The organism is Rhodopseudomonas sp. BR0C11, assembly GCF_010820945.1.
In the GTDB taxonomy this organism is placed as follows: Bacteria; Pseudomonadota; Alphaproteobacteria; order Rhizobiales; family Xanthobacteraceae; genus Rhodopseudomonas; species Rhodopseudomonas palustris_H.
Genome location: NZ_QTKI01000267.1, coordinates 1 through 6,581, shown reverse-complemented (window position 1 = coordinate 6,581; position 6,581 = coordinate 1). Strand labels below are relative to the sequence as shown.

At 66.5% G+C, this 6,581-nt stretch carries 5 protein-coding genes; 3 read left to right on the top strand and 2 right to left on the bottom strand.

Going from position 1 to position 6,581, the window contains the following annotated elements; all coding sequences use genetic code 11:
* Window positions 1–507 (bottom strand): outer membrane protein (locus DYI24_RS18315; protein ID WP_502706356.1); only part of this gene is annotated, 507 nt, incomplete at its 3' end.
* A 343-nt stretch (window positions 508–850) separates the two neighbouring features.
* On the opposite strand from DYI24_RS18315, the gene DYI24_RS18310 reads away from it, so the two are divergent.
* The 3 genes from DYI24_RS18310 to pdeM all read left to right on the top strand — a co-directional run bounded on the left by DYI24_RS18310 (window position 851) and on the right by pdeM (window position 5,796).
* Entirely contained in the window at window positions 851–2,071 is a 1,221-nt protein-coding gene (locus tag DYI24_RS18310) for an ABC transporter substrate-binding protein (protein WP_164573315.1), read from the top strand.
* A gap of 188 nt (window positions 2,072–2,259) precedes the next feature.
* Window positions 2,260–4,941, top strand: coding sequence for a ligase-associated DNA damage response DEXH box helicase (locus DYI24_RS18305; protein WP_164573314.1), 2,682 nt, complete (start codon window positions 2,260–2,262; stop codon window positions 4,939–4,941).
* A gap of 156 nt (window positions 4,942–5,097) precedes the next feature.
* A complete protein-coding gene (pdeM, locus tag DYI24_RS18300; RefSeq protein ID WP_164573316.1) occupies window positions 5,098–5,796 on the top strand; it encodes a ligase-associated DNA damage response endonuclease PdeM in 699 nt (232 codons plus the stop codon).
* A gap of 70 nt (window positions 5,797–5,866) precedes the next feature.
* Here pdeM and DYI24_RS18295 read toward each other — a convergent pair.
* A partial coding sequence (locus DYI24_RS18295) for a LysR substrate-binding domain-containing protein (RefSeq protein WP_164573313.1) occupies window positions 5,867–6,581 on the bottom strand: 715 nt, incomplete at its 5' end.

The following is a 6,581-nucleotide window of genomic DNA, read 5'->3' as shown; positions in this document are numbered from 1 at the left end:
CGCCCCCAGACCACCTTCGGTGACGGTGGCCTTGACGCTGCCGACCGCGTAACCGCCGGTGAAGTAGGCGACCGCCGGGCCGCGCACGAGGCCGACGCGGCCGCGGACGGTGCCGAACCAGTCGAGCTTCTGGTTGTAGTTGGTGGCGAGGCCGTTGAGCGAGGTGTAACCGTCGCTGGCGCCGCTGCCCTGGATGTCGGCTTCGAGGCCGAGCAGCATCGGGCCGAGGAACGAGCCGAGCTGCCAGTTGTAGCCGATCTGGCCGCCACCGATCACGCCCTGCGGCTGCAGGTAGGTGGTGTTCAGCGAGGCGCCGCCAGGATAGGCGTGGGTCTGCAGGTTGCGGCCGAGGCCGACGCCGACGTTGGCGCCGATGTAGAAGCCCGTCCAGTCATAGACGGCGGCAACCGGGGCCTTCAGGTACGGAGCCTTGACGGCGAGATCGGCCGCTTGGGCGCTGACGGCGGCGGTGCCAGCCAGCACGACGCCGGCGAAAATACGTTTCATGGACGGGTATCCCCTCTTAAACCTGCGCGAACATTACGGGGACGGCATCGAGTCGTCTGTACCCGGGCGGCCACACCGGCCGAAAATCGCGGGTAAACGATTGATTGACGCGGTAAATCCCGGTTTTCAAAGTTCCGGGGTGCGGCGACGAGTCGCCCTCCATTTGCCCGCCGCGCGGCAGAAATCTCGCCCCTTGCGCGTATTCGGCGATAATTCAATCGGTTGATGGGTTGCGCGGCTTTCCGCCTCTGCCCAGGATGGCGCCGCCGCAGAAGCGCACAGCGCCGCGGCCGAACAAGAACCGGTCGTTTCGAGCCGGCACATCCAAGGGGAGAGAAACTCGATGAATTTGCGCACCAGCTCCGTCCGCACGTCCGTGGCGGCGATCGCGGCGGTGATGTTGACCGCGGGGGCGGCGACGGCGGCGGACAAGAAATACGATCCGGGCGCCAGCGACACCGAAATCAAGATCGGCCAGACCGTTCCGCATTCCGGCCCGGGCTCGCTCTACGGCGTGCTCGGCCGCGTTGGTGAAGCCTATTTCCAGATGCTGAACGAGAAGGGCGGCATCAACGGCCGCAAGGTCAAGTTCATCACCCTGGACGACTCCTACAGCGCGCCGAAGGCGGTGGAAGCGACCCGCCGGCTGGTCGAGCAGGAGGAAGTGCTGGCGCTGTACGGTTCGCTCGGCACCGCGCCCCAGACCGCGGTCCATAAGTATCTGAATTCCAAGAAGGTTCCGCAGCTGCTCCTGAACACCGGGGCGTCGAAGTGGAACGACCCGAAGAACTTCAAATGGACCATGGCGGGCCTGCCGCTGTACCCGACCGAGGCCCGCATTCTCGCCAAGCACGTCGTCGCGGTGAAGCCGGACGCCAAGGTCGCGATCCTGTACCAGAACGACGATTTCGGCCGTGACTTCCTGGCCCCGTTCAAGAAGGTGCTGGAAGAGGCCGGAGGCAAGGCCAAGGTGGTGGCGGAAGCCAGCTACGACCTGACCGAGCCGACGATCGATTCGCAGATCATCAACCTGTCGAAGTCCGGCGCCGACGTGTTCTTCAACATCACCACCGGCAAGGCGACCTCGCAGTCGATCCGCAAGATCGCCGAGATCGGCTGGAAGCCGCTGCACCTGCTGTCGGCGGGGTCGACCGGCCGCTCGATCCTCAACGCAGCCGGGCTCGACAATGCCAAGGGTATCGTTGCGGTTCGCTACTCGAAGGAAGTCGGCGTGCCGCGCTTCGAGAACGATCCGGACGTCAAGGCGTTCGAGGAACTGCGCGCCAAGTACCTGCCCAACGTCGACAAGGACAACACGATTGCGTACGCGGGCTATGGCCAGGCCGTGACGATGGCCGAGATCCTGCGTCGCTGCGGCGATAACCTGACCCGTGAAAACGTGATCAAGCAGGCGACCTCGCTGAAGGGCTTCCACTCGCCCTACTTCCTCGACGGCATCGACTACAGCTACACGCCGGAGGACTACACCCCGATGAAGACCCTCTACATCGCCACCTTCAACGGCACCGATTGGGACATCTCGGAGAAGCCGTTCACGGAGTAACAGCCACGCGTGCTGTGATGACCCCGGCCAAGCGGAAGCGCGGCCGGGGTTTTCGTTACGGCGTGGGGCCCTCAAGGGTGAGAAGCATCGCGTCAGTCAGGCGTCTCGATGCGGCAGAGACTGGCAGGCGGCGGGCATTTCTCGCGCCCAACCTCGACCGCCGCACGGCGAATGCCTAGCTTGGCGGGGTGAGCGTCGCCGATTCTTCCTCCGATTTGCTGCCTGACCGGTTCCGCCGCTGGTTCGCCGAACGCGGCTGGGCGCCGCGCGACCATCAGCTCGCCCTGCTGGAAAAGGCACAGGCGCAACGCTCCGCCCTGCTGATCGCGCCGACCGGTGCCGGCAAGACGCTGGCCGGCTTTCTGCCAACCTTGGTGGAACTGTCCTCTTCGAACTCGCTTGCGGGGAGAGGTCGGCTTGTCGGCAATGCCGCCAAGCCGGGTGAGCGGGCTGATGAGGTTCAACTGGTCGAGCCAGCGTTGCTTGCCGAGACGCCCCCTCGTCCCGCGCAGCAAGCCAGCCTTGCCGCGCCACCTTCTCCCCGCGCGCGGGGAGAAGGAATGGTCCCGCGCAGTGGCGGGCTCCATACGCTCTACATCTCGCCGCTCAAGGCGCTTGCGGTCGACATCGCGCGCAACCTCGAGACGCCGATCGCGGAGATGAAGCTACCGATCCGGGTCGAGACCCGCACCGGCGATACACCGGTGTCGCGGCGGACGCGGCAGCGGCGCAATCCGCCGGACATTCTGCTGACCACGCCGGAACAGCTCGCGCTGCTGCTCGCTTCCGATGATGCGCCCTATCTGTTCGGCTCCTTGCGGCGCATCGTGCTCGACGAACTGCACGCGCTGGTGACGTCGAAGCGCGGCGATCTGCTGTCGCTCGGCCTTGCCCGGCTGTGGCGGATCGCGCCGCAGCTCCGCGCCATCGGTCTGTCGGCGACAGTGGCCGATCCCGACGAACTCGCCCGCTTCCTGGTGCCGCAGCCGGATGGCCAGGCTGTCTCGGCCGACATCGTCGTCGCCACCGGCGCAGCGCCGCCGATTGTCGAGATGCTCGACACCAAGGAGCGGTTGCCATGGGCCGGGCACTCCGCACGCCACGCGTTGCCGGAGATCTACGACCTGATCCGGCGCAACACCACGACGCTGGTGTTCGTCAACACCCGCAGCCAGGCCGAGATGCTGTTCCAGGAGCTTTGGCGGATCAACGACGACAACCTCGCGATCGCGCTGCATCACGGTTCGCTCGATGTCGGCCAGCGCCGCAAGGTCGAGGATGCAATGGCGGCGGGGCGCTTGCGCGGGGTTGTTTGTACCTCGTCGCTCGATCTCGGCGTCGACTGGGGCGACGTCGATCTGGTCGTCAATGTCGGCGCGCCGAAAGGCTCGTCGCGGCTGATGCAGCGCATCGGCCGTGCCAATCACCGCATCGACGAAGCCTCACGCGCCGTGCTGGTGCCGGCCAATCGTTTTGAAGTGCTCGAATGCGCTGTTGCGATCGAGGCGGTGGCCGAGAATGCGCAAGACACCCCACCGCAGCGCAAGGGGGCGCTCGACGTGTTGGCGCAGCACATCCTCGGATGTGCCTGCGGCGAGCCGTTCTTCGCCGATGATCTTTTCGCGGAGATTCGCAGTGCAGCGCCCTATGCGGGTCTGTCGCGTGCCGACTTCGACGACACGCTCGATTTCGTCGCCAGCGGCGGCTACGCGCTGAAAAGCTACGAGCGCTTTGCCCGCATCAAGCAAGACAAACAGGGCCGCTGGCGCGTCGCCAATCCGAAGGTGCGGCAGAGCTATCGGCTCAACGTCGGCACCATCGTCGAAGAGGCGATGCTGAAGGTGAAGCTGGTGCGCTCGTCGCGCGCCAAGGGGGGCGGCACCACCGGCGCGATCGCGCGCGGCGGCCGGATGCTCGGCCAGATCGAAGAGGGGTTCATCGAAGGGCTGACGCCCGGCGACACCTTCGTGTTCGGCGGCGAGGTGGTGCGCTACGAGGCGCTGATGGAGGATCAGGTCTACGTCTCGCGCGCGCACGACAAGGACGCGCGGGTGCCGTCCTATATGGGCGGGAAATTTCCGCTCTCGACCTATCTGGCCGAGCGGGTCCGCGGGCTGCTCGCCGACAAGCGGGCATGGAAGGGCTTGCCGGATCAGGTGCGCGACTGGCTGGCGCTACAGGCCAAGGCGTCGCAGGTACCTGATCGGCGCGAACTGGTGATCGAGACATTCCCGCGCGCCGCTAAGTATTATCTGGTCTGCTATCCGTTCGAGGGCCGGCTCGCCCATCAAACGCTCGGCATGCTGCTGACGCGGAGGCTGGAACGCGCCCGCGCGCGGCCGCTCGGTTTCGTCGCCAACGAATACGCGCTCGCGGTGTGGGGGCTCAGCGACATGTCGCAGATGATCCGGCAGGGCCGGCTCGATCTCGATGCGCTGTTCGATCCGGACATGCTCGGCGACGATCTCGAAGCCTGGCTTGCGGAGTCGGCGCTGATGAAGCGCACCTTCCGCAATTGCGCGATCATTTCCGGCCTGATCGCACGGCGCTTCGCCGGCGAAGAGAAGTCGCGGCGACAGGTGCTGTTTTCAACCGACCTCGTTTACGACGTCCTCAATAAGCATCAGCCCGACCATGTGCTATTGCGCGCCGCCCGCGCCGACGCCGCCACCGGGCTGCTCGATTTGCGGCGGCTGAGTGATATGCTGATGCGAATCAACGGGCGCATCGTCCACAAGGAACTCGACCGGGTGTCGCCACTCGCGGTGCCGGTGATGCTGGAAATCGGCCGGGAAGCCGTGTACGGCGAGGCCTCCGACGTCCTGCTCGCCGAAGCTGCCGACGACTTGGTCCGCGAGGCGATGGGCTGATGTCTTCTCCCTCCCCTCGCGCGGGACGCTCGGGGTGGGGGCACGGCTCGTAGGATGGGTTGAGCGCAAGCGAAACCCATCGCGCACGGGCTTGAACTTGCGGCACTGAACTGATGGGTTTCGCTGAGCTCAACCCATCCTACGGGGACTCGTTTGCTGGCCGGCCGCACATCCTACGAACCCGATCCCGCACCAGCCGTCACCATCGCCGGTGCGACCTTCGTCGCCGATCTGGCGGGCGCGCTGTATTGGGAAGACGAGCGGCTGCTGGTCGTCTCCGATCTGCATCTCGAAAAAGGCTCGAGCTTCGCGATGCGCGGCGTGCTGCTGCCGCCTTACGACACGGTGGCGACGCTCGGACGGCTCGGCGCGGTGATCGCGCGGTTCAATCCGGCCACCGTGATCGCGCTCGGCGACAGCTTCCACGACCGCGACGCTCATGGCCGGCTGTCGCCCGCCAATCGAGACATCCTCACCGCGCTGCAGGCGCGGCGCGACTGGATCTGGATTTCCGGCAATCACGATCCGGACCTGCCGTCCGATCTCGGCGGCAGCGTTGCGGCCGAGGTGGCGGTCGGTGCCGTCGCGTTCCGCCACGAGCCGACCGGCGCCTGCGGTGAGATCGCCGGCCACCTGCATCCGAAGGCGCGGGTCAGCCGCCGCGGCCGCAGCATCGAGCGGCGCTGCTTTGCCGGCGACGGAACGCGTGTGGTGATGCCGGCGTTCGGCGCCTATACGGGTGGGCTGAACATTCGCGATGCAGCGTTCGCGAGACTGTTCGGTGGTGCGGCTTTCACCGCCCACGTGCTCGGCGACAACCGCCTCCACGCCATCGCCGCCTCGCGGTGTTGCTGATCCTAGAACTCTCCACGAGTCATTCCGGGTTCGCGCTACGCGCGCCCCGGAATGACGACGAGAAGAATTCTCACGCCGCCTTGGTGTGAACCTCCTCGCAAAATTCGGCGAGCCTGTCGGCCAGCCGCAACGTCGCCGGGCTGGCTTGCGGGGCGGCGATCAGCGCGAGCTCGGTGCGTTCGATCGGTGGGAAGCCATCGCGCGCGGTGAGTTTGCGATGATCGGCCTGAATTGAAATCTCCGACAGGATCGACAGGCCGAGCCCGGCCGCGACTGCGGCCTGGATTCCAGCAAGGCTCGAGCTCGTATAGGCCATGTGCCAGCGCCGGCCCGCGGCTTCGATTGCGTGGATCGCACGGCGCCGATACAGGCAGCCGCCGGGAAAGAAGATCAGCGGCACCGAGCTGGCCTTGGGGTTGCACGGGTGGCTCTTGCTGTTCACCCAGTAAACGCGCTCCGGCCACGCCGCGACCGCGCCGGTGCCGCCCGCTTCGCGCTTGAGCAGCACGAGATCGAGATCGCCGCGTTCGAGATCGCGCTTCAAATTCAGGCTCTGATCGGCGCGGACATCGAGCCGCAGGCCGGGACGGGCGCGCGAGAAATTGCCGAGCAGCCGCGGCAGCCTGTACAGCGCGAAGTCTTCCGGAATCCCGAGCCGCACCGCGCCCTCGGTGCTCGGCCGCCCGACCACATCGCGTGCCTCTTCGGCGAGTGCGAGCCGGCGTCGTGCGTAGGACAACAGCCGCCCGCCCGCCTCGGTCGGCCGCCCGCCCTTGCCGCCGCGG

Coding starts and splice junctions, on each gene's coding strand:
- DYI24_RS18310 (WP_164573315.1), top strand. CDS start 851: ATGAATTTGCGCACCAGCTCCGTCCGCACGTCCGTGGCGGCGATCGCG.